This window comes from Sinimarinibacterium arenosum, assembly GCF_005047655.1.
Classification (GTDB): Bacteria; Pseudomonadota; Gammaproteobacteria; order Nevskiales; family Nevskiaceae; genus Solimonas.
This window is the reverse complement of record NZ_SUKF01000004.1, coordinates 248,876-272,089: the sequence shown is the minus strand read 5'-3', so window position 1 is coordinate 272,089 and position 23,214 is coordinate 248,876. Positions and strand designations below refer to the sequence as shown.

Sequence of the window (23,214 nt, the reverse complement as noted above, 5' to 3'; positions counted from 1 at the left end):
TAGCGCATGGAATGTCGGGAATGTGGCCCGCAGCGGCATTTGCACTGAAGCCGCACACGGCGACCATCTGGAGCGGCAGAGTACGGCCCCCAAGTGAACGCGTGGATCAACTCAGAACTGGTACTTCACCAATGCCTGTGCGAAGTCGCGATCGCTGTACAGATTGTTTGCGCCGCCGCCGAAGAACCAGGCATAGCCGACGGTGAAGGACAGGGCGCTCTTGTATCGGGTTTCGATCGTGAGGTAGGCCTGCTTGCGGCCTTCGACGAAGTTCTCCGCAGGGCCGGGACCGGTGCCGCTGACGTCATGTGCCCAGATGATGAAGGGTTGCACGCTGATCGGCCCGTAGACGCTTTCGTACTTCAGCGTCGTGATCACGCGGTAGCCCCAGGCCAGCTTGTCGACATACGCGTCGAGGTTGGCCTGGGTGGGGTTGAAGCGCAGACCGTCTGGGCCGACGACGCAGGTCGGATTGGTCGAGCAGGCCTGGCGTGACCCGTCTGCGCCGGTACCGTCGGCACCGGCCGATGCGCTGGTGTAGACGCCAGGGCTTTCGATTTGCAGCTGGTCCAGCGACGGCAGGCCCGGTGTCCAGATTGCGCCCAGCTCGCCGACCAGCTGAATCTGGTCGGCCCCGAACGGGTTGTCGCTGGCGCCGTAGACGCGGGTGAAGCCCAGATTGAACTCGTAGGTCGAGAAGTATTCCCAGCCGCGGATGTAGCCCGGGTTCTTCGAGTTCAGCGGTTTGCTCAGGTCGGTCGCCGCGTTCTCGCCGACGATGCCGCCGCGATAAGGGATCACGAAATTGGGAAAGGCACGGGCCGAACCGGGTGCGTCGCCCAGCAGGATATTGATGGTGTCGTTGTATGAGAACGCCGGATCCGTGTCAGCGACATCACTGCCCCCATAGTAGATGCCGTTGTCCGCGCTGTGCGTGCCGTCCTCCTGAAAGCCGCTGCCCGCGGATGATCCGGCACATCCCAGATTGGGGTCGTGACAGCGGGTCAGGGTGGGGCCGTAGGCTGCAAACGACAGGTCAGCCAAGGCGATCTGCAACGGCTGGTGTGGCCGATAGGCGACCTCACCTTGCAGCGCATATTCGCCGACCGGTGTGTTGAAGCTGAGCCCGAACAGCTGGATGTTCTCCGGATACTCGAACTGGATCATCGCCGTGTCCAGCGGCACTGCATCCGACAGTGGCGCGTTAGGGTCGCCGCCCAGCAGCAGCCCCTGCAGCACGCCGAGTGCACCGACCGGATCACCCAGCAGCGATCCAACAACGCCCAGATCGCCGATGACCTGCGGATTATTCAGAATCAGGTTCACCGCATCTGCGGTCAGCTGCTGCCGGGCGCTGCTGATCGCCACGGCCGGAAGATTCGAGCAGGTCTGCAGGAACTCGATGGTATTGCGGGCATCGATGCCCTGGCTGTTGCCTTCACGACGTGCGCACGAGGGCTGCGACGCGTAGAAGCTGACGTAGGGCAACCTGGAATGGTAGTTCATGAAATACAGCCCGAACTCGGTGCCGTTGTTCAGATCCTCGGCGTAGTACTTGAACGCGATTCCATACTGGCCGGAGGCGTCGGGTGTGTTGTCGCGGATACGGCGGATCGTCGACGTGGTGTCAGTGATCAGCGCCAGAGGATTGTCCTGGAACGTACCCAGACCCTCCGGGTCCTCGGCAGCGCCACCAAAGCTGACATTGGCATTCATCACCGCGTTGTTGGTGCCCAGGTCGGAGTAGCTGAAATAGCTGCCGGGCGCCGGGGCTTCGACCGGTTTCCATTCGAGCTGGTAGAACACTTCCACGGTGCTGTTGAGAAAGGGTTCCGTACTCAGCGACACCATGTTGACCGGCGTGAACAGCTCCTCGACCTGCGTGCCGATGCGGTAGAGATTGTTCGCGTTGACGGGATTCGCCTGGTTCAGGCTGTTGATTGCCAGCAGCGTCGATTCGCCCCAGTTCACTGCCTGCCGGCCGATCTTGAAGCTCAGCTCGCGATCGCCGGGCAGGGTGACCCGTCCGTAGAAATTCAGGTCCAGCAACTGCAGATCTGCACCCACCTGGCGCAGGATCTCTCCGTCGTTCCGAGGGTTCTCGACGACGCTGCCCGGACCGAACGTGTGGTCGAAATACCGGTTGGAGATCGGGTCATTCCGGAAGCCCGCCGCGTTCACATTCTCTGACGTGATCCGGTTAGGGTGATATTCGGTGAAGTCATTGTTGACGAAGTCGTAGAAGTACAGCCACTTCGCGAAGATGCCGAAGTCTCCCAGCGTCAGCGTGAGGTCCTGGGTGATTTTGGCGATGCCCGAGAACAGGTCGTGCTTGGCGTAGTTCAGGTTGCCGTCATCCGCGTTCATCGAGAGCATGCCTGGCGACGCGGCGATGTGCGTGGCCGGGTAGGTCTGGGTCAGAAACAGACCCTGGCAGGACTGGTACTGATGGGCACACAGCGACGGGTCGAGGTTGGACTTGCCGATCAGTTGGGACGACGGGCTTTGCATCCGCCATGCCGCGCCAGCGGTCATCGTCGTATTGAGTACGCCTTTCCAGTCGCCGTCGGCGTCCAGATCAAAGCTGATGGCGTGCGCCGCCTGCGCGGACATCAAGGCGGCGAGAGCAGCAAGGCGAACAAAGGCGATGGAATAGGCGTGCATGTGGACACTCCACTGCTGGGTGCTGCTCGGTGTATGCCGGTCGCCTGAGGCCGGGCCCTTCTCGAAGACGTTCGCAGCGTCTTTCTCTCAGCTATGACCTAATCTAGCCTAATCCTGGAGGCCACGCGATACCACGATCGGACGAGTGCGGTGCGTGCATGACATCGTTCGGCAAGTGATTCACGTTGAACTCGCTGTGTACATTCCGCGAGCTTGGGGGCGACGGCGGCGCCGCAAGTCTGCGCGACTGACCTGGGTCAACAGGCGCGCGCTGATCCAGGCTGATGATGTGGCCGGTACTGCGAGTGGAATTTCCGGGGAGAGATGATGCATACGTGGGATTTCGCGCCATCTTGCACTGCGCCGCTGGGCGCAGGCACAGGAAGTGCGGTGTACAGAGGCCCGGTCGTCGATGCCCCTGCGTTTTGACGCACTGACGCCGGGGATCTGACGCCATGGCCGCCGCACCCGAAACCCGTTTTGCCACGGTCGGTGACGACCGAGTCGCCTACCAGGTGCTGGGCGACGGCCCCCGGGATCTGCTGATGACGACAGGTTTCTGGAGCAATCTGGATACGATGTGGGAAGAACCTGCCGCTGCACGCTTCTTCCGCAGACTGGCGTCCTTCTCCCGCCTGATCATGTTCGATCGTCGTGGTGCCGGCCTTTCGGACCCGCCGAGCAACAGCGGGCTCTCGCCGGTGGATCACTGGGATCAGGACTGTATGGCCGTGCTGGACGCCGCCGGCTCCAGCGCCCCGATCATATTCGGCACCCTGACGGTGGACGCCGGGGTGTCCGTTCTCGAGTTCGTGAGCCGTCATCCCGAGCGCTGCTCGGGGCTCATACTTGGCATCACGGCGGCCTGCATGACTGCAAAGCCGGGCTATCCGCAGGGCTTCCCGCCGGAAGTGGTGGAGCGGATCAAGGCGTCCGTGCTGAAGTACTGGGGAACGGCGCAAATGTCCGCCCTGTTCATTCCCAGTCAGGCACAGGACGAAGCGCTGATGCGCTGGAGCGCAAAGTATCAGCGTGCGATTGCCTCGCCGGCTGCGATGGCCGAGAACCTGGAAAGTCAGGCGCACCTCGATGCACGACACCTGCTGCCGCAGATTCACGTTCCGACCCTGGTGATGGCACGCCGGAACTTTTCGCTGATCCCGGTGGCACAGACACGCTATCTGGCCGATCACATTCCCGGCGCACGCTTCGTTGAACTGCCGGGCTCTGACGGCATTGTGGTCTTCGAGAATCCGGACATCGTGCTGGGCCATATCGAGGAGTTCGTCACCGGACGCCGCCACGGCGCCGAACCGGAGCGTGCGCTGTTGACGGTGCTGTTCACGGACATCGTGGACTCGACGCGCTGCGCTGCGGACAAGGGGGACAGCGAGTGGCGGGTACTACTGGAAAAGCATGATCGCGCAGTGCGCGAGCAGGTCGCCTTGTACCAAGGGAGATTCGTCGAATCCTCAGGGGACGGGACGCTGTCGACGTTCGAACGCCCTGAGCGTGCAATCGACTGCGCACAGGCGCTGCAGGAAGCGGTGACGTCGCTCGGAATAAACATTCGCGCCGGTGTGCATGCAGGAAACGTTGAGCTGCGCGAGGGTGATCGCATCGGCGGCATTGCCGTGCACATTGCCGCACGCGTCATGGCGCAGGCGGGTGCGGGCGAAGTCGTGGTCTCGCGCACGGTGCGGGACATTCTGCTGGGCTCGCGCTACACGTTCTCCGCCTTCGGCAGGCACGTTCTCAAGGGTGTCCCTGATGAGTGGGAGCTGTTCAGGCTTGAGGCGCCAGGTTCCCCATGACGCCTCAAGCCCCCCAGCTTGGCTGACGCCCCGTGTGCGGGACCGTCAGTTCACTGCGACCCTGCGCCTCGGCTGCCGGGTTCCAGTGCCGGTGCAGAACAGCAGCCAGCCCTGGCTGCCCTTCATGAGGCCACGCGCTCTTCGGGTACGATCACGCTGCCGCCGCTGGCGAACTTCTGCGTGGTGAAGTCAGCCATCTCGGGCGTCGCCATTTCGCGCTCCCAGCGGTCCCAGGTATAGGGCCACAGGATCGGGTCGCCGTCGCCGTCCAGGTACCAGCTCTGGCAGCCGCCGACCCAGACCGTCTTGCTCATGCCGGCCTTGATGGTTTCGGCGAAGCGCCGGGTCGCGGCTTCAGTTACTTCGATCGCGTCGAACTCGGCGCGGCGCCAACGCTCGATGATCTGCAGGATGTAGTTGCACTGGACTTCGCTCATTTCGATCACCGAGTAGTTGCCGATCGGCGAGTTCGGTCCGAGCATCAGGAAGTTGTTCGGGAATCCCGGCATGCACAGCGAGCGATAGGTGCGGATCTTGTCCTTCCAGGCATCGTTGATGTGCAGGCCGTCGCGTCCGATCACTTCCATCGGTCGCATGTACGCAACCGGGTTGAAGCCGGTGGACAGGATCAACACGTCCAGATCGTGCTGCCTGCCATCGCGGGTCTTGATCCCCGTGGGGTTGATGGAATCAATGCGGTCAACGACCAGTTCGACATTGTCGCGCTGGATTGCCGGATAGAACGTGGTGTTGACGATGATGCGTTTGCAGCCGACGGTGTAGTTCGGCGTCAGCTTCGCGCGCAGTGCGCGGTCGCGCACGCTGAGCTTCAGATTCAGTTTGCAGATGGTGCTGAACAGGACGTTCTGCAGCTTGTGTCCGGTCACTGCCTTGGTCAGCAGCTGGCTGATCGCCCACATGTAGAACTTGCGCAGGCGCAGCAGTTTGATCGGGTTCTTGCGCAGCTTCTCCTTTTCCCGTTCGGAAACGTCCTTGTTGCCCAGCGGTAGCAGCCACTGCGGCGTGCGCTGGAACACTGACAGCTTTCCGGCGATCTTTGCGACCTCCGGTATCACCTGTGCCGCGGTCGAACCGGTGCCGATGATTCCGACGCGCTTGCCGCGCAGATCAACCTGATGATCCCACTCGGCGGTATGGAACATCGCGCCACCGAAGGTCTCGATGCCCTTGATATCGGGCTTGGCCGGGTGGTGCAGGATGCCGGTGCTGTTGATGACGAAATCGGCGACGACCAGACGACCCTTGCTGGTCTTGACCGTCCACTTGCCGGCGTCGTACACGCAACTCGTCACGGCTTCATTGAAGTGGATCGAGTTGGTTACGCCGTATTTGCGGCCAACGCGTTCGAAGTATTCCTGGATTTCGTCGCCGTGGGCGAAGCGGTGGCTCCACTCCGGGTTGGGCTCGAACGAGTAGGTGTACATGTGCGCCGGGATATCGCAGGCGACGCCGGGGTAGGTGTTCTCGCGCCAGGTGCCGCCGAGACGATCGGCTTTCTCGAGAATCGTCAGATTGGTCACGCCGGCTTCTCGCAGCTTGATTGCCAGCAGGATGCCGGTCATGCCGGCGCCGATCACCACCACGGACGGCGAGCGCAACGCATACAGGTGTGCGGATCCCATCGGGATTCTCCTCTTATAGAAATCGTATGCCGCCAGTTTCTGAAATCAGCGTGGACTGGGTAAGGTCATATTGCGCCACGAGGGGGTCATATTGCGCCATGACCCGGAAACCGGTACTACCGGCGAGTGCGGGCGCGTGTCTTGGCCTGGCGTGCGCGGTAGGCCGCGGGGGCCACGCCATGCCAGCGTCGGAACGAGCGACGGAAATTGGCGATCTCGCTGTAACCAAGCAGCGTTGCGGTGACTTCCACCGACAGGTGTTCGCGCAGCAGCAAGTCCAGCGCCTGCTCGCTCAGCCAGGTGTCGCGCAGCGTTTCGAATGACAGGCCCTCGGCGCGCAACTTGCGCTGGAGCGTTCGTGTCGACATACCGAGCGAGCGTGCGCACTCGGGCAGAGCACACAGATGTCCGCTGCGGTTCGCGAAAACATTGATCACTCGTTCGCGCAGCAGCGGCAGGCGTCCCTGTGGAAGGTGCATGCTGCGCAGGCGTTCGAGGGCTTTGTCGAACTCTTCCGGATTCGCGCCCAGCAGCGGTGTCGCCAGGCTGTCCTTGCTGATCACGAAGGCGTTCCGTGCTGCGCCGAACACCACATCGCAGCCCAGAATCCGGGTGTACTCGCGGGCCTGCGCCGGCTTTCTGCGCCTGAGCTCAAGACGGAATGTCGCCAGCGGCTCGGCGATCAGGCTCGAGATCGAACAGCCGATGGTCGACAGGATGAAATCCAGCGCAGCATCGGTCTGATCGTGCAGGCTGGTATCCATCTGAAACAAGAAAATCACGGTATCGCTGTCTTCCACGGCCTGCATCGCGCAGAACGGACTGCGCAAGGCGGCGTAACGACCGATCACCGACAGGGCATCACCCAGCGTCGCGCTCGACATGGCGGCGATGCCCAGCGGCCCGTGCACGCTGAACGGAATATTGGCGCCGGCCTTCAAGGCAATCAGCGGGTCTGCGGAGACCGCGCATGCAGCCCGCAGCAGTGCCTCGTACTGCGCGCCGGACATATAGCCATCCGCGCCCGAAGAAAGCCCCCCGGGAAGCGCAGGACGCAACTCGGCCGCCTTCCTGCCGACGGCCGAGGCAATGATGCGGCTGTAAATGATGGGAATCCGGTGCTCGCTCACCCGCGGTCCCGCTCCTCGTTCTGGTGCGACACATTAAGGTCCCTGCGCTGGATTGAGAACAGTCGAGGTGCGGTTCTGTCGTGCAATCGCCGCACGTTTGGGCGCCGACTGCCGTGATTTGGGCTCAGTTCGCGGGCGCCGTCCGTCGTCGTGTCCGACAATGACAAGGTGAAGTCGGCAAATGACAAGTTTGCAGCGCGCCGCAAGCAGACCATGCATGGGTCAATCTCACCGTGAAGGTTCCACGCCGTGACCCGAAAGCTGTCCCCGATGGACGCAATGTTCCTGCATCTGGAGTCGCCGTCGATGCGTGCGCATGTCGCCGGCCGGCAGATCTTCTCCGTGCCCAGGGGCGCATCGTCTGATTTCGTCCAGGAGCTGGTCGCCGAGCTGCGCCGACCGCGTGAACTGTCGCAGCCGTGAAATCGAAAGCTCAAACCCTCGCGTCTGCAACGTCTGCAACGTCTGCTGCCGGCGCTGCCGTGGTGCTCGAAATCCGGGATCGGCTGCCGCAGGTGTTTGAGGCGTCGCGGTGGTTGCCGAAGGCGCGTGAAACCGCAGATTACAGTGTCCGTTTCATTGTCCGCAGCGCCGGCTGGATCACCGCAGAGCATCTCGCGGTCGAGACCTCCGCTGTTCACATTTGAGTCTTCCAGGAGTTCGCCATGCGTCTCAGATCCCTGTTGTTTTCCGGCATTGCCCTGACTGCTGCGCTCGGCAGTCCCGCAGCGCCGGCCGCACAGTTTTCCGGCCACGTGGTGACGGCGTCCGGCGCGCCGGTGTCCGGTGCGCTGGTGACGGTGTTCAACGCCGACAAGCAGCGCAAGACCACGGTCTACACTGCCGAAGATGGCAGCTATGCCATCCGCACCGGCTACGACGGTGTGCTGGCAGTGCGGGCGCGGGTGCCGTACTTCGAGGACGAGGTGCAAACCGTCGAGGTACAGGGTGAGACGACCGCGCAGGTCGACTTCACCGTCGAGAAAATCAGCGATCCGCAGAAGCTGTCGGACACGCTGACCGCGTCAGCGCATCTGACCAAGCTGCAATGGGACAACCCCGACTTGCGCGCCGCCTTCGTCAGCCAGTGCAACTACTGTCACCAGATGGGCAACTCGCTGACGCGCGTGCCGCGGGAAGAGACGGCGTGGCGCGCGACCATCCGGCGCATGGAAGGCTATTTCGCGATGCTGACAGACGCGGATGCCAACGGTATCGCCGGAACGCTGACGCGCGGATTCACCCCTGATCCGGTCAAGGCGATCCAGAGCTACGACGTCAGTCCCGAACTGAAAAACGCCAAGGTTGAGGAATGGCTGGTCGGCGACGGACTGTCGTTCATTCACGATGCGGCGGTCGGGCAGGACGACAATCTGTACGGTGCCGACGAAGGCCACGACGTGGTGTGGTTCCTTGATCGCAAGACCAACAAGATCGAGACCTTCCATGAACCGGATATCGACCTGCCCACGGGGGGTGTGCTGTCGGGCATTCCGCTGCCGATCGGCGTGTTCTCCGGCAAGCACGGTCCGCACAGTCTGGCGCAGACCAGCGATGGTCGGTTCTGGATCACCAACGCACTGTCATCGTCGGTGGCGTCGTTCGACCCGAAGACGCGCGAGTTCAAGGTCTATGAGCTGGGGCACCGGCACCTGTATCCGCATACGATTCGCGTCGACAAGAACGACATCGTCTGGTTCACCGTGGTGCTGTCGAATGAAGTCGTTCGTTTCGATCCCAAGACCGAAACCTTCACGGTCATCAGCCTGCCGCATAACGGCTTCTGGCGCTGGCTGACCGACATGGCGCTGCCGGTGGTGATGAAGCTCGCGGCCTGGTTCCCGGGCAATGATCTGCAGCTGAAGCTGTCGCCGCACAAGTTCGCCAATCTCGGTCACTCGATCCTCAACTTCCCCTATGGCATCGACGTCAATCCGGTCGACGGATCGATCTGGTACGCCAAGCTCTATCTGAACAAGATCGGACGCATCGATCCGGTCACGCAGGAAGTGACCGAAATCGACACGCCGTTGAAGGGACCGCGCCGTCCACGCTTCGACAAGAACGGGGTGCTGTGGATTCCCGCATTCGACGACAGCGCCTTGATGAGCTACGACACCAGGACCCAGAAGTTCGAAAGCTATCCGCTGCCGCTGCTGGCCCCGAACGAGTACGAGGTGCCGTACGCACTCAACGTCCACCCGATCACCGGAGACATCTGGATCACCTCGAACATGTCGGATCGCTGGTTCCGCTTCATCCCGGCGACCAAGACCTTCGTGACCTATCCGAGTCCGACCCGCGTCACCTGGCTGCGCGACTGGGAGTTCACCTCCGACGGGCAGGCGTGCTCGAGTCAGTCCAATCTGCCCTCGTACGCGATCGAGGATGGGGTACCGTCGTTCCTGTGCGTCGATCCCGAAGGCGGTGCCGACGATCGCGCCGCGATCCTCGGCGCGAGCTGAGCACGGCTTTGACGGATCGTTGCTGAATTCCAACTCTGCACGGAGCAGCGGTATGCGTACTTTCGATCGGCATTACATCGACGGCCAGTGGCAGGCCTCGACCGCAGCTGCGTCTGCTGTCGCGGTCATCAATCCGGCGACGGAGCAGCCAATTGCGAGCGTTCACATGGGCGGTGCGGCCGATCTTGAGCGCGCCATCGATGCGGCGTACCGCGCGTTTCCGGCCTATGCGGCGACGCCGCTGAGCGAGCGATTGGCGCTGCTGCAGCGTATAGCTGCGGTGTACGAGCGCCGCGTGGAGGAGATGGCGCTGGCGATCACGACCGAGATGGGCGCGCCCTACGAGCAGCTCTCCAGGACGCTGCAGGCACCGATCGGCTTGTGGCATTTTCAGATCGCAGCAGCGCTGGCCGAGCACTTCGAGTGGGAGCGCACGCAGGGCAGTACGGTGCTGCTGCGCGAACCCGTCGGTGTGTGCTCGCTGATCACGCCGTGGAACTGGCCGATGAACCAGATCGCCTGCAAGCTCGCGCCGGCCTTGCTGGCCGGATGTACCGTGGTGCTCAAACCCTCGGATCTGGCGCCGCTGTCGGCGCATCTGCTGGCGGAGATTCTCGACGAAGCCGGTGCTCCCGCCGGGGTGTTCAACCTGGTCTGGGGCATGGGGCCGGAGATCGGGCCGAGCATGGCGACGCATCCGAAGGTCGACATGGTGTCGCTCACCGGTTCGACCGCCGCAGGCGCTGCAGTCGCCAGAAACGGTGCTGACTCGATCAAGCGCGTGTCACTGGAGCTGGGCGGAAAGTCTGCCAACATCATCCTGGAGGACGCGCCGCTGAAGCAGGCGGTGACGCAAGGCGTGCTGCAGATGATGATTAACAGCGGGCAGAGCTGTAACGCGCCGTCGCGCATGCTGGTGCCGGCGGCAATGCTGGCCGAGGTTGAACAGATTGCTGCCGAGGCCGTGCAGCAACTGGTGGTGGGCGATCCCCTCGACGCGCGCACCACCACCGGACCGATCGCCAACGCACGCCAGTTTCAGCGTGTGCAAGCCCTGATCGCTGCCGGCATCGACGAGGGTGCGACCCTGGTGGCCGGCGGGCTGGGCCGTCCGGACGGACTGACGCAGGGTTATTACGCGCGGCCGACCGTCTTCGTCGCCGCAGACAATCAGGCGCGGATCGCGCGCGAAGAGATTTTCGGGCCGGTGCTGACGATCATTCCGTATCGTAGTGAAGACGAAGCGGTCGCCATGGCCAATGACAGCGAGTACGGCCTGTCCGGCTACGTCTGGGGTGGAAGCATCGAGCGCGCCAGTGCCGTGGCGCGGCGCTTGCGCACCGGCATGGTTCACCTCAATGGCGCGGGCCTCGATCTGCACGCGCCGTTCGGTGGCTACAAGCGTTCCGGTCTCGGGCGCGAGTGGGGCGCGGCTGGCATCGAGGAATTCACCCAGCTCAAGGCCGTGATGGGGGCCGTCAGCCTCTGAGCATCACGCACGCGGAGGGCGGCAGCCTCCGGACTGCCAGACTACTTGCGTTCGGCGCTGATGAATTCAGTTGGACTCATGCCACTGTCGCGCTTGAAGGCCCGGGTGAAGTTGGCGACATCCTGGTAACCCAATTGCAGCGCGACCTGGGTGACCGACATCTTTCCGCCGGCAAGCAGATTGCGCGCCTTTTCGTGGCGGACCTGTTTTGCGATGTCGAGAAAGTGCTGACCCTCCTTGCGCAGGCGGCGGTCCAGCGTGCGCGAGGTGATGTGCAGGATGTGCGCGAGATCGTCCAGCGTGGGCATGCCGTCGCGGGCTTCGTGCAGCATCATCGTCACCCAGTCGGCGAGTCCTGAGCCCTGGCTGACATGCTCCAGCAAGGCCTCGCAGCGCGACTCCGCCATCTGCAAAGCCGTCCGGTCCGACATTTCCAGCGTCCGGTCAACCAGATTGGCGCTCAGCGCAACACGCATGCCGGGAGTCTGCTGCGCCTCGAAGTGCCAGCGCGCCGGGTTCAGCTCGCGATAGCGTTGGTGATAGGCCGGCTGCGCGATCGAGACGTAGTAGTCGTACGGTGGCATGGTGCCGCCGAGCAGGATTCTCACCTGGTCATGTACCGAGACCGAGATCCCTTCGATATGAAAACGCAGTGTCTGCGGCTTCATCGACATGACCGGGCTGAACTCCATTTCCGCGACTTCGGCATTGCGTCGGTAGCTCAGGCGGAAGGTCGGCGTCATCAGGCGATAGAAGCGTGAGCTCAATCGCAGTGCGTAATCCAGCGTCGGGCTGCTGAGCAAGGCGTAGCCCAGGATGTCGTGCGAGCTGAGCTTGATCTGTCGCCCCCAGTCGAAGCCCAGATCAGGCCGGCCGGTGGCTTCGAACGATTGATCCAGCAGCGCGTCGACCTGTTCCAGCGTCAGCATCGCGTCGGGGCCGAAGAACTCGTTCGCATCGATGCGCGACTGCTTCAGCAGCTGTTCGATATTGACGCCCACGGATTTCAGCCAATCGCAGAACAGCACGTAGTAACGTGCCGGTAGCAGCGGGGCGCCTCGGGTTGCCAATGTTCTCTCCTCCAGGTCCTTTGCCTGTCCAGAAATGACAACACAAAGTAGGGAAATGGCAAGCCCCTGACATTGATTTTTTACCGATCGGGCTTGATGGGCAGGAGGCGTCCCAACGATAGCACGATGCCCGCGGGGAATTTCCCCGGGGTGACTCGCCGTGGATTCTGCGCTGCCTCCGATGGAAGCAGCGGCAATGCGCTCTGTCCCGATCCGCGCCTGGCCTGATGCGACGTGCGCACTGTCTGGAAATGACAACCTGCAGTGCGTTGATGACAAGTCTGCAGGGCGTGTCGCCCACAGGATGGATGCAGGGTCTCGGTTCTGCGGAACCGTTGGCGGCGTCAGTTGCTCGTGGTGCGGATGAGCGGCGGCTTTTACTAGACGATTTGGAGTTCTTGATGCTCACCAGTCATTACATGCTCATAGTCGGCGCTGTCTGTCTGCTGGCCTTCGCCGCGGTGTGGCTGTGGCAGGTGCCCGGGCTGGTGCGTGGGGCCATTACGCCGGAAGAACTCGACGGCTATCTGGCCAAGGTGGCAGCGACCACGCTGCCGGCGGCTGAGAAGGCCGACATGCAGGCACGTCTGCGTGAGTGGGCCGCGTCCGATGACGGCAAGCCGATCTACATGCTCAATCTGATGCGCTATCACGAGGAACTGCGGCGCTTTCCAGGGGCGCCGGAGTTTCAGGGCGCGCCTCAGGACGCTAATGCACACTACGAAAACAATGTCGTACCCCTGGCGCTCAGCCTCGGAGCCTATCCAATGATGGCGGGTTCGGCACAGGGGCGAAACACGCTGATGATCGGTGGCAAGACATCCCGCCATGACATTCATGCCGCCGGTCGCGAACTGGACGAGTGGAGCCGGATCATCATGATGCGGTACCCGAGCCGGCGCACGTTCTTCAAGCTGGTGACGCATCCCAATTACCTGCCGTACATGCCGTACAAGTTCATGGCACAGCAGGTCGTTCTGGTGCCGGTATCGACGGATCTGACCTTCCCGGAGTGGCGCTGGCTCGCAGGCGGTATCTTGCTGGCGCTATTCCTGGGGCTGGGATGGCTGGGGGCCTTGCTGTCCTAGGGCTCTCGCTCGCGGCAACGGCGATCTGATCGCTTCAGTGCGCCGAGGATTTCCGCCTCTCAAACCTCCGTATCCGCACGGGATGATCTGGATCAAGGTCGGACGGGTGGGGGCTACGCATGCTACGGCAGCGTACCGAGAGGAAATAATCAATGAATGGGGGCGAAATCATCGGGCGCGTCCTGCGAGCGCAGGGCGTGCGTTTTCTGTTCACGCTTTGCGGCGGACACATCTCGCCCATCCTGGTGGGCTGCAAGGCGCAGGGGATCCGCGTGGTCGACACGCGGCACGAAGCCACCGCGGTATTTGCGGCAGACGCGGTTGCTCGGCTGACCGGGATTCCCGGTGTTGCCGCGGTGACCGCGGGTCCGGGCCTCACCAACACACTGACGGCGGTGCAGAACGCGCGCCTGGCGCAATCGCCGCTGGTGCTGCTGGGCGGCGCGACGGCCACGGTATTGCGTGGGCGCGGCGCGCTGCAGGACATCGACCAGATGTCGTTGATCCGCTCCAGCGTGAAGTGGGCCGCACAGGCCAAACGGGTGCGCGATCTGGAGCCGCTGCTGCGTCGCGCGCTGCGCGTTGCGGCGGAGGGCACGCCCGGCCCGGTGTTTCTCGAATGCCCGGTGGACCTGCTGTACGACGAGGCGCTGGTGCGCCAGTGGTACGTCGCCAAGTCCACCCCGCGCCCCGGTGCCGGCATCGGTGAACACGCCATTGCGGCGTATCTTCGATTGCACCTGAATCGTCAGTTTGCCCAGGTGCACGCGCCGTCCGAGGTGGCGGAAACGATCACGCCGCCGAGTCCGCAGCCGTCCGATGTCGCTGCTGCGGCGCAGCGCATCGCCACTGCGCAACGGCCGCTGATGGTGATCGGCAGTCAGGCCATGCTGGATGTCGGCGCCGTCAGCGCCTTGCGCGCAGCGGTGGAACAGCTCGGCATTCCGGTGTATCTGTCAGGCATGGCGCGCGGCCTGCTCGGCGCGAATCATCCGTTGCAGATGCGGCACAAGCGCCGAGACGCGTTGCGTGCGGCCGATCTGGTGATCCTTGCCGGCGTGCCCTGCGACTTCCGGCTCGATTACGGCGCGCACATCCGTCCACGCACTCCGGTGGTCGCGGTCAATCGCAACCGGCACGATCTGCGCCTCAATCGCCGCCCGCAGGTCGGCGCGGTGACCGATGCTTCAGCGTTCCTGCGCGCCGTCGCGCAAGCCGCGCCGGCGTCGGTGCCGGACCGCACTCCGTGGTTCGGCGAGCTGCGCGAACGTGATACGCAGCGTGAATCTGAAATCAGCGCGCAGGCGGTGCCGTCGGACAGCGGCGTGAATCCGCTGGCGCTGTGCAAGCAGATTGATGGAGAGCTTGCCGACGACAGCATGATCGTTGCCGACGGCGGAGATTTTGTGGCGACCGCGTCCTACATCCTCAGCCCGAGGGACGCCCTGAGCTGGCTCGATCCTGGCGTATTCGGCACGCTGGGCGTCGGTGCGGGCTTCGCGCTGGCGGCCAAGCTGTGCCGGCCGGAGACCGAACTGTGGACGCTGTTCGGCGACGGCGCGCTCGGCTACAGCCTGATGGAGTTCGACACCTTTGTGCGCCACGGTATCGGTCTGGTTGCGGTCGTGGGCAACGACGCCTGCTGGTCGCAGATCGCTCGCGAGCAGGTTGAGGTGCTCAAGGATGATGTCGGTTGTCCGCTGCGCCCCAGCGACTACCACGCCGCAGCCGAAGGCCTGGGCGCAAAGGGCCTGGTGATCCGCAATGACGGCGAGTCAGCCGCGGTGCTGCGGTCCGCTCGCGAACTGGCGCGCGCCGGTCAACCGGTGCTGGTCAATGCCTTGCTCGGTGGTAGCGATTTCCGCAAGGGATCGATCTCGATGTAAACGCCGAGGTTTCGCAGCACAGGACTGTTTCAGAGCGGCAGTCCTGCGCGCGGGATCAGGCTGCGTGCCGTCGACGTGGCTGCAGCTTCGATTCAAGCTCCTCCAGCGCCTCCACGGCATATTGCGCAATCCGTTCCGGGTGCGGCACCGAATGGCCGCACGCGGTGAAGCCGACATTGAGGCGCCGTGCGTACGACAGCACGGTGATGTTCAGCGCCTGTCCATGGGTGACGATCGATGTCGGATACATGGCAGTGAGGCGCGCGCCGTTGTAGTAAAGCGGACGGCTCGGGCCGGGAACGTTCGAGATCACCAGATTGAAAATCGGATGGCCGGTCGCGCCCATGCCGGACAGCAGCTTGACGATGAAAGGCGCCATCAGCAGCAGGGTGTACTCGGTCAGCGCTGCGCGATCGAGCTGCTGCAGCTGATGCTTGGCCGCAAGCGTCGAGCGATGGATCGCCATCAGGCGCTCGACCGGGTCGTCGAGATCGGTGCCCAGCGTCGACAGGATGAAGGTCACCAGCGTGCCGACGGTGGTGTCGCCGGCGGGTCTGAGGGACACCGGCAGGCCTGCCACCAGCGGTTGCGTCGGCAGTGCGTCGTGTTCCATCAGGTAGCGGCGCAGGGCGCCGGAACACATCGCCAGAAATACATCGTTGACCGTGACGCCCGCGCGCTTGCCCAGGCGGCGCACCCGGGTCAGCGAAATATCCAGCGTTGCCAGCCGATGCTGCTGCGATATCGGTACGTTCAGCATCGACTTCGGCGCCGTGTACGGCGACGCCAGCGGTGATGACTTCGGGTCGAGTGCCGCCTTGCCGAAGGCCTTGGCCGTGCGATACAGCCCCTGCATCGCATGCAGCTGGGTCGCGGCAAAGTGCAGTACATGTTCGATAACAGCGCCCGGCGTGTGCTCGCCGTCATCACGCGTCGCGGAGCGGTGATGCTCCGGATGTCGTGACCACAACGCGGGCAGGCCGCGGTCCTTCGGGCTCGTTGTCAGCATGGTTTCGAGCAGGCGCATGCCGCCGACGCCGTCCAGCAACGAATGATGGATCTTGGTGAAGATGGCAAAGCGATGGTCGGCCAGGCCTTCGATGATGTGGCATTCCCACAGCGGCCGCGCAGTATCGAGTTCATCGCTCTGCAGGCGCGCGACCAGGTTTTCCAGCTCGCGTGCATCACCGGGTTCCGGCAGTGCGTGATGCGGCACATGGTGGGTCATGTCCGGCTGCGTTTCTTCCTCCCAGGAGGGCAGCACCGCGCCGAGCGCGGAGTGGTGTCGCTTAAGAGAAAACGGCGGTTCCAGCTGCGTGATCGTTCGCGCGATTTCGACCAGCTTCTTCACGTAGGTGCGTCCGGCACCGCGCGGCAGCGCAAATATCTGCAGGCATCCCACGTGCATGGGCGTCTCTGGCGATTCCAGATACAGCCATGCCGCGTCCAGTGATTTGACTCTCTCCATCTCGCACCTGCTCTAACGCGGGTTTATTCCACTATCAGAATGGAGATCGGCCAGGCGCGCCTTGATGCAGGTCATGTTGGCGGGATCACTGCCGGTGACGCAGGGCGCGACACATGGCCACCCACGGGTTCAAGTGGAATGCAATGCCTCCAGAATCGCTGGCGTAACCTTTTCCGGCGCGTCCAGCTGCATCCAGTGATTCGCACCTTCGATGCGCCGATATCGGAACCCGGCATCGCAGTACTGCGCGCTGGAGGTCATCTGTCCTTCGGTCAGGAAGCGGTCGCCATCAGAGTAGATACCGATGACGGGGACGCAGACGCGCGGGTATTTGCGCGGCAGGATCAGGCCGAGATTGGCGCGGTAGTAGTTGATGCCGGCCGTCAGTCGGCCGGGGCGGCTCAGGGCCTTGTGCCAGTGCGGGAATTCGCCGGCAAAGCCGGTGAACCATCGAAAGCAGGACCAGTTGCCCACCTTGAGCAGCCATTCGGCGAAGCCGCGCAGCTGGAACAGCACAACGTAGTAGCCCTTGAGCTTCTGTTCGAGGCCGCCGCCGCCATAGGCGCTGGGATGGCCGACCGAGAGCGCAACATAACGTTCCACGCGATCGGGGTGGGCCATGACGAACTGCCAGCTGATGACCGCCCCCCAGTCGTGACCGACGAGCTTGACCTTGTCGATCTTCAGTGCGTCGAGCAGTGCGGCGAGATCGGCAATCAGGTGGCTGATGTGATAGTCGGACACCTTCGGCATCAGGCTGCTGTCTCCACAGCCGCGCGTGTCCGGCGCGATCACACGATAGCCGGCCGCGACCAGGGCAGGAATCTGATGGCGCCAGACGGACTGTGTATCGGGAAAGCCGTGGACCAGCAGCACCGGTTCACCTTCACCGACGTCGATGACGTTCATGGCGAAGCCGTTGATCTGCAGGGTTTTGCGGGCGAAGTCCATGGTGTTCCTCAGGCCCGGCCGAACGCGGCGGGCGTGATCGCAGAGTTGTTCAGGGCGATGCGGGGATCAATCAGAATCTTGGCGTGAGTCTCCGGGTCCTTCAATGCCTCGAAGGCACCGCTGACGCCGCCAAGACCGACGACGCCGGTGATCATCGGAGCGCAGCTGACCTTGCCTTCGGCGATCATCTGCAGCGTGTCGCGGTATTCGAGCGGTGAGTGTCCGAACACGAAGCGCAGGTCGATCTCCTTGTGGATCGCCAGTGCGGGTTCGTAGCGGTCGATCTGCATGCAGACGCCGGCGACGATGATGCGCGACATCAGCGGCGCGCCGTCGATGATCTGCTGCACGATGCCGGGCACGCCGACGCACTCGAAGATCACCGGCCGTTTCGGCGCCGCGGCGCCAAGCTTTTCAGCAAGGCGCCAGGTGACGTGCCAGGGGATGGGTAGTTTGCCGAGTTTCTCGCGCGTGCCGACGGACAGCTCCAGCAGCGCCGGCAGATCGCGCATGAAGTCCTCACCCGGACGTGGCGCGTAGGGCGAGCCTTCCGACGGGTTGATCACGACATCCGCTCCGCAGCGACGGGCGAGCGCACGGCGGCCTTGCGAGAAATCGCTGGCGACCACGGTGCCGACGCCCTGAGCCTTGAGCAGACAGATCACTGCAAGCCCGACGGGCCCGCAGCCGATGACGATGGCGACGTCCTTCCTGGCAATTTCGCTGCGACGCACCGCATGCCAGGCAACCGCCATTGGCTCGGTCAATGCGGCCATGTCCGGCGACAGACCGTTCGGAACCGGAACCAGTGCCGACTCCTGCATCAGCATGCGCTCGGCGTAGCCGCCGGTAGCGATCGGCGAAAGTCCGGACAGGTGGATGTCACCACCCACGCGCAGCACCGGCTGACCGACCACGCGCGTGCCTTTCGGAATCTTCCGGTCGCAGCCCGGACCGAAGTCGAGCACTTCACAGCACAGCTCATGGCCGAACACCAATGGGTCCGTACTGGCGGGCATCATGCGGCCGAAGCCGACCTTGTCGAGCAACGCCTTCATCGGATCACAGTGATGGCGAATGTGCAGGTCGGATCCGCAGATGCCGCAGCGCTCGACCGAGACCAGAACCTGGCCGGGGCCGGGGGTGGGTTCGGGCAGATCGACGACGGACAGTACGGTGTTCTGGCACACAACAGCTTTCATGTTCGATCCTTGGAGTGGCCGGATGTCTCCAGCGTCAGATCGACATGCTCAGGGTGCGGGGCGACTGCGGCTTGTCATTTCCGGACGTTTGCTTGTCACCGGTGGACAGATGACCGTAGTGGATCCCATCGCGATACTGCCCAGGCGCGTGGCGGACGTTTCCGTGAGCTCCGCTGCACGCAGCGCTGCGAATGATGATTCAAGGGGTATTGGCTGGGTGACGCGTCATGGCGCGAGTGCCGTTGCGCGCCACTTCCTGCCCATGATGGGCCTTGAGCCGTAGCGGCTCGAGCGGAAGCAAGCGGTATCCGCTTGCGGATCAGGCAAAGCGGTCGATGAGCGTGCCGAGCGTCTCGTCGGCCGTGCTCAGCACCTTGGCCGAAGCCTCGATCTGCTGACGGGCCTGCTGGCCTGAGACCAGTGCTTCGGTCAGCTCCCGGTTGTCGCTGACGCCGCCGCTGGCGACGGCCTGTGCAGCCGCATCGAACTGCTTGAGGCCGGAGTAGATGCTGGAGACTGCCGTGGAAGTTGCACCGGAAATCATTTCGATTCGTCCTCCAAGCCGATCAGACCACAGTCCATCCTGGATGTCCTTCAGCCCCGCGGTGGCACCCGCGGGGCTGAAGGGTTCACATTTCCGGATGGACGGTCACAATCCGCTTGCCAATCGAGTGCCGGATCGAAATCGCGCAATCCCGGCGTGGACGCAGCAGCAGCGCGTTGCGCCGCCGCTCAGGACAGACGCTGGGAAAGCTTGCTCAATCCGCGGCTGATTGCGCCTTTGAGCACCTTGTGCAGCAGCGGGCCGAGAAACGCCGGCTTGGTGTCGAAGTGAATGTCCCAGGTGACATCGCAACCGGCGTCGGTCCTGGCGAACTTCACCTGACCATGGTGATTGACGATCGGGCCGCCAAAACGGGTGATGCGATAAGCGATCTTCTTGCCGGGCTCGAAGGCGGTCACGGTTTCCTGGGTGGCGATGGGGCCGGGGCCGATGCGGCGGACCGAGCCGACGCCGTTGATGTCATCAACACCGGACTGCAGCCGCTTGACCGGCACGCCCAGGATGCTGCCGAGGCCATCATGATCGGCCAGCGCGTTGAAGACCGATTCAACCGGCGCGGTGAACGATTGGGTCATGCAGATGTGCTGATGGCTCATCGGAAGTTCTCGATTGGAGTAGGGCGGCGTGTCGCCGGGAGAGCGCGATCGTAACCGCTTTGACCCCCCTCTGACTGCTGCGGCGCATTGGATCGCCCGTTGCGGCGCAGCGGAGGCGTCAGGCGGGGGCCTTGCGCCGGAACGCCAGGGGCGTGGTGCCGACCCAGCGGCGGAATGCGCGGATGAAGGTGCTTTGCTCGCTGTAGCCGAGCAGCAGCGCGATTTCCGCCAGCGACAGACCCCGGTCGTGCAGGTACTGGCGTGCGAGCTGCTCGCGGGTGCGATCCAGCAGTTGCTGCCAGGTCATGCCGCTGTCGGCGAGGCGTCGCTGCAGTGTGCGTGTTGACTGGTGCAGCGCACTTGCGACCTTGTCGATGTGGACGTTGCCGTCCGGCAGCTGGCGCAACAGTACCTGCTGTACCGCCTGATCGAAGGCGTTCGAGTCAGGCAGTGCCTTCAGTAGCGCCTGCGCCTGGCGGTCAAGCAGCGCGCGCAGACCCGGTTCGTGATGCCGCATCGGCGTCGCCAGCAGCGCGGTTGGAAACTGCACCACGGTGTGACTGCTGCCGAACTCGACCGGGCACCTGAAGAAGTCTTCACAGGCGCGGGCGTGGGCGACGCTGGCGGTGTGGACGAAGCAGACGCGTGACGGTGGCGCGTTGTTGAGACTCTGGCGCTGGATGAACGTCACCAGTGCGGCGATCGCGGTCTCGTCGGCAATCGGTCCGGTCTCGGTGGGTACCCAGCGCAGTTGTGCCTGGTCGTGCGTGATCCGCACTTCAGCGATGTTGATGCCGTAGAACAGGCGCTCGTAGCGCTGGTAGGCCGCCATCGCTTCGGCGAGCGTGTCGCTCGCCAGTACCAGGTAGCCGAGTACGCCGACATGGTGCGGCATGACGCCTGAGCCAATGACCAGCCCCGGTGCTTCCAGCGCAGGCCGCAGCTGCGTGGCCTGTTCGAGCAGCATGCGCCAGTCGCGGACGGGCACCGGATCGTCCGGCGCGTAGCGCGCCAGCCGTGCGCGAATCGCTGGTGCGGCGAGCTGTTCGCGATCGAGCCAGTCGCTGAGCAGGCCGGTCCAGGCGCCGGTGACGCGGATCGGTCCGCCGCTGCTGGAGTTCATGGGTCGGCTCCGGAAATACGGATCGCAGATCCGCTTGGCATGGATTGCTAATTATATGGCACGTATTGTCAATATACTCAGGCTCGCAATCCCTACAGTTTCATCATTCCCACGACTCGGAGTTGTACGGCATGGAAGACATACTTCACGCGCTTGGCTTTGTGCTGATCGCCGGTAGTGCGTTTCTCGGCCTGATCCTGATTGAGCGCTGGTACTGGATCCGCAAGCATCGGCCTGAGGCCTATCAGACCCGTGAGGTGTTCGCCAACATCGCCACCGGGTTCATGTACAAGATGTTCGACGGTGTCGTGGTCGCGGTATTCGTCACGCATTTTTACGACCACATCCGTGCCTTCGGCCTGCAGTACACACCCGAAAACAAGTGGGCGATGATCGCGCTGCTGTTCGTGGTGACCGACCTGATCTTCTACGGTCTGCATGTGGCGATGCACAAGCTGCGCTACGCGTGGTGCTCCCACGTCACGCACCACAGTTCAACGCGCTTCAATCTGTCGACGGCGTTGCGGCAGAACTTTCTGTTCGATCTGAGCGGTCTGGCAATTCTGTGGTGGTTGCCGCTGGCGCTGATCGGCTTCGACAAGCTTTCCGTGGTCGTCGCGATCGAACTGAATCTGTTCTATCAGTTCTTCATCCACACCGAAGTCGTCAAGCGCATGCCGGCCTGGTACGAGGCGATCTTCAACACGCCGTCGCATCACCGCGTGCATCACGGCCGCAACCCGGCGCAGATCGATACCAACTTCGGCGGTGTGCTGATCATCTGGGATCGTCTGTTCGGCTCCTTTGTGGACGAGCGCGACGCCGGACGCATCGAGTACGGCATCACCAATCGTCAGCCGACGACGCTCAATCCGCTGCGGCTGAACCTCGACGAGTGGTTCGCGATGTGGCGTGATGTCTGGACCTGCCGCGATCTGCGCATCCTCTGGAAGCATCCGGACTGGGTCGAGCAGCGCTACCCGGATCGCCGCGGCGTGGCGATGACGACCGCCTGAAGTCTCACCAACGCAGCGCTGCGGTTAGCGGCAGGACCGCAGCGGCGCCGATACCTTGAGGTCAAAAAAACGCCCCTGTATTGGCAGGGGCGTTTTGCGTTACAGGGCTTTAGGTTGAAGGGCCGTTCAGCAGCCGCCGGTTTCGTAGTCGCTGTTGATGATGGCGTCGTATTCGTCCTGGGTGATGTACTGCGGAACGTAGGTGACGCCGTAGTCCAGCAGCCGCGACGCGAACGAGCGCAGATGATTGCGTGAGCCTTTCTGCAGGTTGGCCCAGACCTTGGCGATGTCCTGGTTGTCGACGATGGTGTCGAGCTGGTTCTGCAGGTCGTAGATATCCAGGTCTTCGATCAGCGCGCCCACGGTCAGGGCCTCGATCAGACTGGTGGCGCCGCGCTGGGCGAGCTGGTCGTAGAGCGTCTGCAGATCGGTGTTGGTGAACTCGCCGACGCCATTGCCGTCCGCCGGGTCAGCCAGCTGGTAGCGATCGAGCAACAGCTTGACCGCATCCATGTGCGTTTCCTCGCTATCCGCAATGTTGTCGAAGATCGGCGGGGCCCAGAGGTTGCCGAGTGTCAGATAGACATCGCGCGCCAGCTTCTCTTCCTCACGCATGAAGACAATGCTGTCGCTTTCGGCCGTCGACAGTGCCTCCAGTGGCAGGGCGTCGATCTGGTTGAGCTGGCAGGCCAGGTTGATCGGCGTCGACCCATCCGGGCCAATGCGCGGGCCGCCGCCATTGCCGCTGCCACAGGCCGCGAGCAGGCTCAGGCAGAGCCCGGTGGCAACCAGCGTGGTGGTGCGAATGCCCGTGTGCAGCGGGCCTCGATGATTCGGTTTCATCATGGTTCATCCTCTTTAATCACAACGGCCGGACCCAGCTGCGGCCCAGCGCGATTCACCGGCTGGAACAACTGCAGCGGATCCCGGGGCAGGGTGCTTCCACGATGATCATCGTGGCACTCGCGGTATGTGCCCGCGATGATCTGCATCAGTACTCCATGGGGTATATGGGCGAGTCAGTGGATTTGCAATGCTGCCGTG

General features: G+C 63.3%; 19 protein-coding genes. 8 read left to right on the top strand and 11 right to left on the bottom strand.

Annotation, left to right across the window (positions count from 1 at the left end; all coding sequences use genetic code 11):
• Nucleotides 1–111: 111 nt before the first annotated feature.
• Nucleotides 112–2,664: a DUF1302 domain-containing protein gene (locus E4T66_RS10255; protein ID WP_136848928.1), complete on the bottom strand. Its 2,553-nt coding sequence runs from the start codon at nucleotides 2,662–2,664 to the stop codon at nucleotides 112–114.
• A 455-nt stretch (nucleotides 2,665–3,119) separates the two neighbouring features.
• Between E4T66_RS10255 and E4T66_RS10250 the strand changes: the two genes are divergently transcribed.
• Entirely contained in the window at nucleotides 3,120–4,478 is a 1,359-nt protein-coding gene (locus E4T66_RS10250) for an adenylate/guanylate cyclase domain-containing protein (RefSeq protein WP_136848927.1), read from the top strand.
• Nucleotides 4,479–4,600: 122 nt separating this feature from the next.
• Here E4T66_RS10250 and E4T66_RS10245 read toward each other — a convergent pair whose 3' ends face one another.
• Nucleotides 4,601–6,121 (bottom strand): flavin-containing monooxygenase, encoded by a 1,521-nt coding sequence (locus E4T66_RS10245; RefSeq protein WP_136848926.1) that lies wholly within the window; start codon nucleotides 6,119–6,121, stop codon nucleotides 4,601–4,603.
• A gap of 116 nt (nucleotides 6,122–6,237) precedes the next feature.
• Nucleotides 6,238–7,251, bottom strand: coding sequence for an AraC family transcriptional regulator (locus tag E4T66_RS10240; RefSeq protein WP_136848925.1), 1,014 nt, complete (start codon nucleotides 7,249–7,251; stop codon nucleotides 6,238–6,240).
• Between the two features lie 249 nt (nucleotides 7,252–7,500).
• Between E4T66_RS10240 and E4T66_RS10235 the strand changes: the two genes are divergently transcribed.
• From E4T66_RS10235 to E4T66_RS10225, 4 genes are read left to right on the top strand one after another with little or no spacing between them, the layout of a single operon-like run.
• Nucleotides 7,501–7,674: a wax ester/triacylglycerol synthase domain-containing protein gene (locus E4T66_RS10235; protein WP_169577564.1), complete on the top strand. Its 174-nt coding sequence runs from the start codon at nucleotides 7,501–7,503 to the stop codon at nucleotides 7,672–7,674.
• Nucleotides 7,671–7,898 (top strand): hypothetical protein, encoded by a 228-nt coding sequence (locus E4T66_RS21555; RefSeq protein ID WP_211242852.1) that lies wholly within the window; start codon nucleotides 7,671–7,673, stop codon nucleotides 7,896–7,898. The genes E4T66_RS10235 and E4T66_RS21555 overlap by 4 nt, the downstream gene beginning before the upstream one ends.
• An 18-nt stretch (nucleotides 7,899–7,916) precedes the next feature.
• Complete coding sequence (locus tag E4T66_RS10230; protein ID WP_136848923.1) at nucleotides 7,917–9,716, top strand: carboxypeptidase regulatory-like domain-containing protein; 1,800 nt, start codon at nucleotides 7,917–7,919, stop codon at nucleotides 9,714–9,716.
• A 52-nt stretch (nucleotides 9,717–9,768) separates the two neighbouring features.
• The gene (locus tag E4T66_RS10225) at nucleotides 9,769–11,205 is read left to right on the top strand and encodes an aldehyde dehydrogenase family protein (protein ID WP_136848922.1); all 1,437 of its coding nucleotides are present in this window, start codon (nucleotides 9,769–9,771) and stop codon (nucleotides 11,203–11,205) included.
• A 41-nt stretch (nucleotides 11,206–11,246) separates the two neighbouring features.
• Here the strand turns inward: E4T66_RS10225 and E4T66_RS10220 are convergent, their stop codons facing one another.
• Nucleotides 11,247–12,275, bottom strand: a complete 1,029-nt coding sequence (locus E4T66_RS10220) for an AraC family transcriptional regulator (RefSeq protein WP_136848921.1) — start codon at nucleotides 12,273–12,275, stop codon at nucleotides 11,247–11,249.
• A gap of 401 nt (nucleotides 12,276–12,676) precedes the next feature.
• Between E4T66_RS10220 and E4T66_RS10215 the strand changes: the two genes are divergently transcribed.
• Nucleotides 12,677–13,363 carry a hypothetical protein gene (locus E4T66_RS10215; protein WP_136848920.1) on the top strand — a complete coding sequence of 229 codons (687 nt, stop codon included), beginning with the start codon at nucleotides 12,677–12,679 and terminating at the stop codon, nucleotides 13,361–13,363.
• A 152-nt stretch (nucleotides 13,364–13,515) separates the two neighbouring features.
• Nucleotides 13,516–15,249 carry a thiamine pyrophosphate-binding protein gene (locus tag E4T66_RS10210; protein ID WP_136848919.1) on the top strand — a complete coding sequence of 578 codons (1,734 nt, stop codon included), beginning with the start codon at nucleotides 13,516–13,518 and terminating at the stop codon, nucleotides 15,247–15,249.
• A 55-nt stretch (nucleotides 15,250–15,304) separates the two neighbouring features.
• Here the strand turns inward: E4T66_RS10210 and E4T66_RS10205 are convergent, their stop codons facing one another.
• From E4T66_RS10205 to E4T66_RS10180, 6 genes are all read right to left on the bottom strand, one after another.
• The gene (locus E4T66_RS10205; RefSeq protein ID WP_136848918.1) at nucleotides 15,305–16,717 is read right to left on the bottom strand and encodes a WS/DGAT/MGAT family O-acyltransferase; all 1,413 of its coding nucleotides are present in this window, start codon (nucleotides 16,715–16,717) and stop codon (nucleotides 15,305–15,307) included.
• A gap of 129 nt (nucleotides 16,718–16,846) precedes the next feature.
• Nucleotides 16,847–17,668 carry an alpha/beta fold hydrolase gene (locus tag E4T66_RS10200; protein WP_136848917.1) on the bottom strand — a complete coding sequence of 274 codons (822 nt, stop codon included), beginning with the start codon at nucleotides 17,666–17,668 and terminating at the stop codon, nucleotides 16,847–16,849.
• 8 nt (nucleotides 17,669–17,676) lie between these two features.
• Nucleotides 17,677–18,870 carry a zinc-binding dehydrogenase gene (locus E4T66_RS10195; protein WP_136848916.1) on the bottom strand — a complete coding sequence of 398 codons (1,194 nt, stop codon included), beginning with the start codon at nucleotides 18,868–18,870 and terminating at the stop codon, nucleotides 17,677–17,679.
• A gap of 319 nt (nucleotides 18,871–19,189) precedes the next feature.
• A complete protein-coding gene (locus tag E4T66_RS10190) occupies nucleotides 19,190–19,414 on the bottom strand; it encodes a hypothetical protein (RefSeq protein WP_136848915.1) in 225 nt (74 codons plus the stop codon).
• Between the two features lie 188 nt (nucleotides 19,415–19,602).
• Nucleotides 19,603–20,031 (bottom strand): SRPBCC family protein, encoded by a 429-nt coding sequence (locus E4T66_RS10185; protein WP_136848914.1) that lies wholly within the window; start codon nucleotides 20,029–20,031, stop codon nucleotides 19,603–19,605.
• Between the two features lie 118 nt (nucleotides 20,032–20,149).
• Nucleotides 20,150–21,154, bottom strand: a complete 1,005-nt coding sequence (locus tag E4T66_RS10180; protein ID WP_136848913.1) for an AraC family transcriptional regulator — start codon at nucleotides 21,152–21,154, stop codon at nucleotides 20,150–20,152.
• A 131-nt stretch (nucleotides 21,155–21,285) separates the two neighbouring features.
• On the opposite strand from E4T66_RS10180, the gene E4T66_RS10175 reads away from it, so the two are divergent.
• The gene (locus E4T66_RS10175; protein WP_136848912.1) at nucleotides 21,286–22,170 is read left to right on the top strand and encodes a sterol desaturase family protein; all 885 of its coding nucleotides are present in this window, start codon (nucleotides 21,286–21,288) and stop codon (nucleotides 22,168–22,170) included.
• A 126-nt stretch (nucleotides 22,171–22,296) separates the two neighbouring features.
• On the opposite strand, the gene E4T66_RS10170 is transcribed toward E4T66_RS10175, so the two are convergent.
• On the bottom strand, nucleotides 22,297–23,013 hold the full coding sequence (locus E4T66_RS10170; RefSeq protein WP_169577563.1) for a DUF2202 domain-containing protein: 717 nt from the start codon (nucleotides 23,011–23,013) through the stop codon (nucleotides 22,297–22,299).
• Between the last annotated feature and the right edge of the window lie 201 nt (nucleotides 23,014–23,214).

What these genes read in the sequence shown, in the direction of transcription:
- E4T66_RS10200 (WP_136848917.1), bottom strand. Translation starts at nt 17,668, where the DNA reads ATGGACTTCGCCCGCAAAACCCTGCAGATCAACGGCTTCGCCATGAAC.
- E4T66_RS10190 (WP_136848915.1), bottom strand. Translation starts at nt 19,414, where the DNA reads ATGATTTCCGGTGCAACTTCCACGGCAGTCTCCAGCATCTACTCCGGC.
- E4T66_RS10185 (WP_136848914.1), bottom strand. Translation starts at nt 20,031, where the DNA reads ATGAGCCATCAGCACATCTGCATGACCCAATCGTTCACCGCGCCGGTT.
- E4T66_RS10250 (WP_136848927.1), top strand. Translation starts at nt 3,120, where the DNA reads ATGGCCGCCGCACCCGAAACCCGTTTTGCCACGGTCGGTGACGACCGA.
- E4T66_RS10205 (WP_136848918.1), bottom strand. Translation starts at nt 16,717, where the DNA reads ATGGAGAGAGTCAAATCACTGGACGCGGCATGGCTGTATCTGGAATCG.
- E4T66_RS10175 (WP_136848912.1), top strand. Translation starts at nt 21,286, where the DNA reads ATGGAAGACATACTTCACGCGCTTGGCTTTGTGCTGATCGCCGGTAGT.
- E4T66_RS10225 (WP_136848922.1), top strand. Translation starts at nt 9,769, where the DNA reads ATGCGTACTTTCGATCGGCATTACATCGACGGCCAGTGGCAGGCCTCG.
- E4T66_RS10195 (WP_136848916.1), bottom strand. Translation starts at nt 18,870, where the DNA reads ATGAAAGCTGTTGTGTGCCAGAACACCGTACTGTCCGTCGTCGATCTG.
- E4T66_RS10170 (WP_169577563.1), bottom strand. Translation starts at nt 23,013, where the DNA reads ATGAAACCGAATCATCGAGGCCCGCTGCACACGGGCATTCGCACCACC.
- E4T66_RS10230 (WP_136848923.1), top strand. Translation starts at nt 7,917, where the DNA reads ATGCGTCTCAGATCCCTGTTGTTTTCCGGCATTGCCCTGACTGCTGCG.
- E4T66_RS10210 (WP_136848919.1), top strand. Translation starts at nt 13,516, where the DNA reads ATGAATGGGGGCGAAATCATCGGGCGCGTCCTGCGAGCGCAGGGCGTG.
- E4T66_RS10180 (WP_136848913.1), bottom strand. Translation starts at nt 21,154, where the DNA reads ATGAACTCCAGCAGCGGCGGACCGATCCGCGTCACCGGCGCCTGGACC.
- E4T66_RS10245 (WP_136848926.1), bottom strand. Translation starts at nt 6,121, where the DNA reads ATGGGATCCGCACACCTGTATGCGTTGCGCTCGCCGTCCGTGGTGGTG.
- E4T66_RS10215 (WP_136848920.1), top strand. Translation starts at nt 12,677, where the DNA reads ATGCTCACCAGTCATTACATGCTCATAGTCGGCGCTGTCTGTCTGCTG.
- E4T66_RS10255 (WP_136848928.1), bottom strand. Translation starts at nt 2,664, where the DNA reads ATGCACGCCTATTCCATCGCCTTTGTTCGCCTTGCTGCTCTCGCCGCC.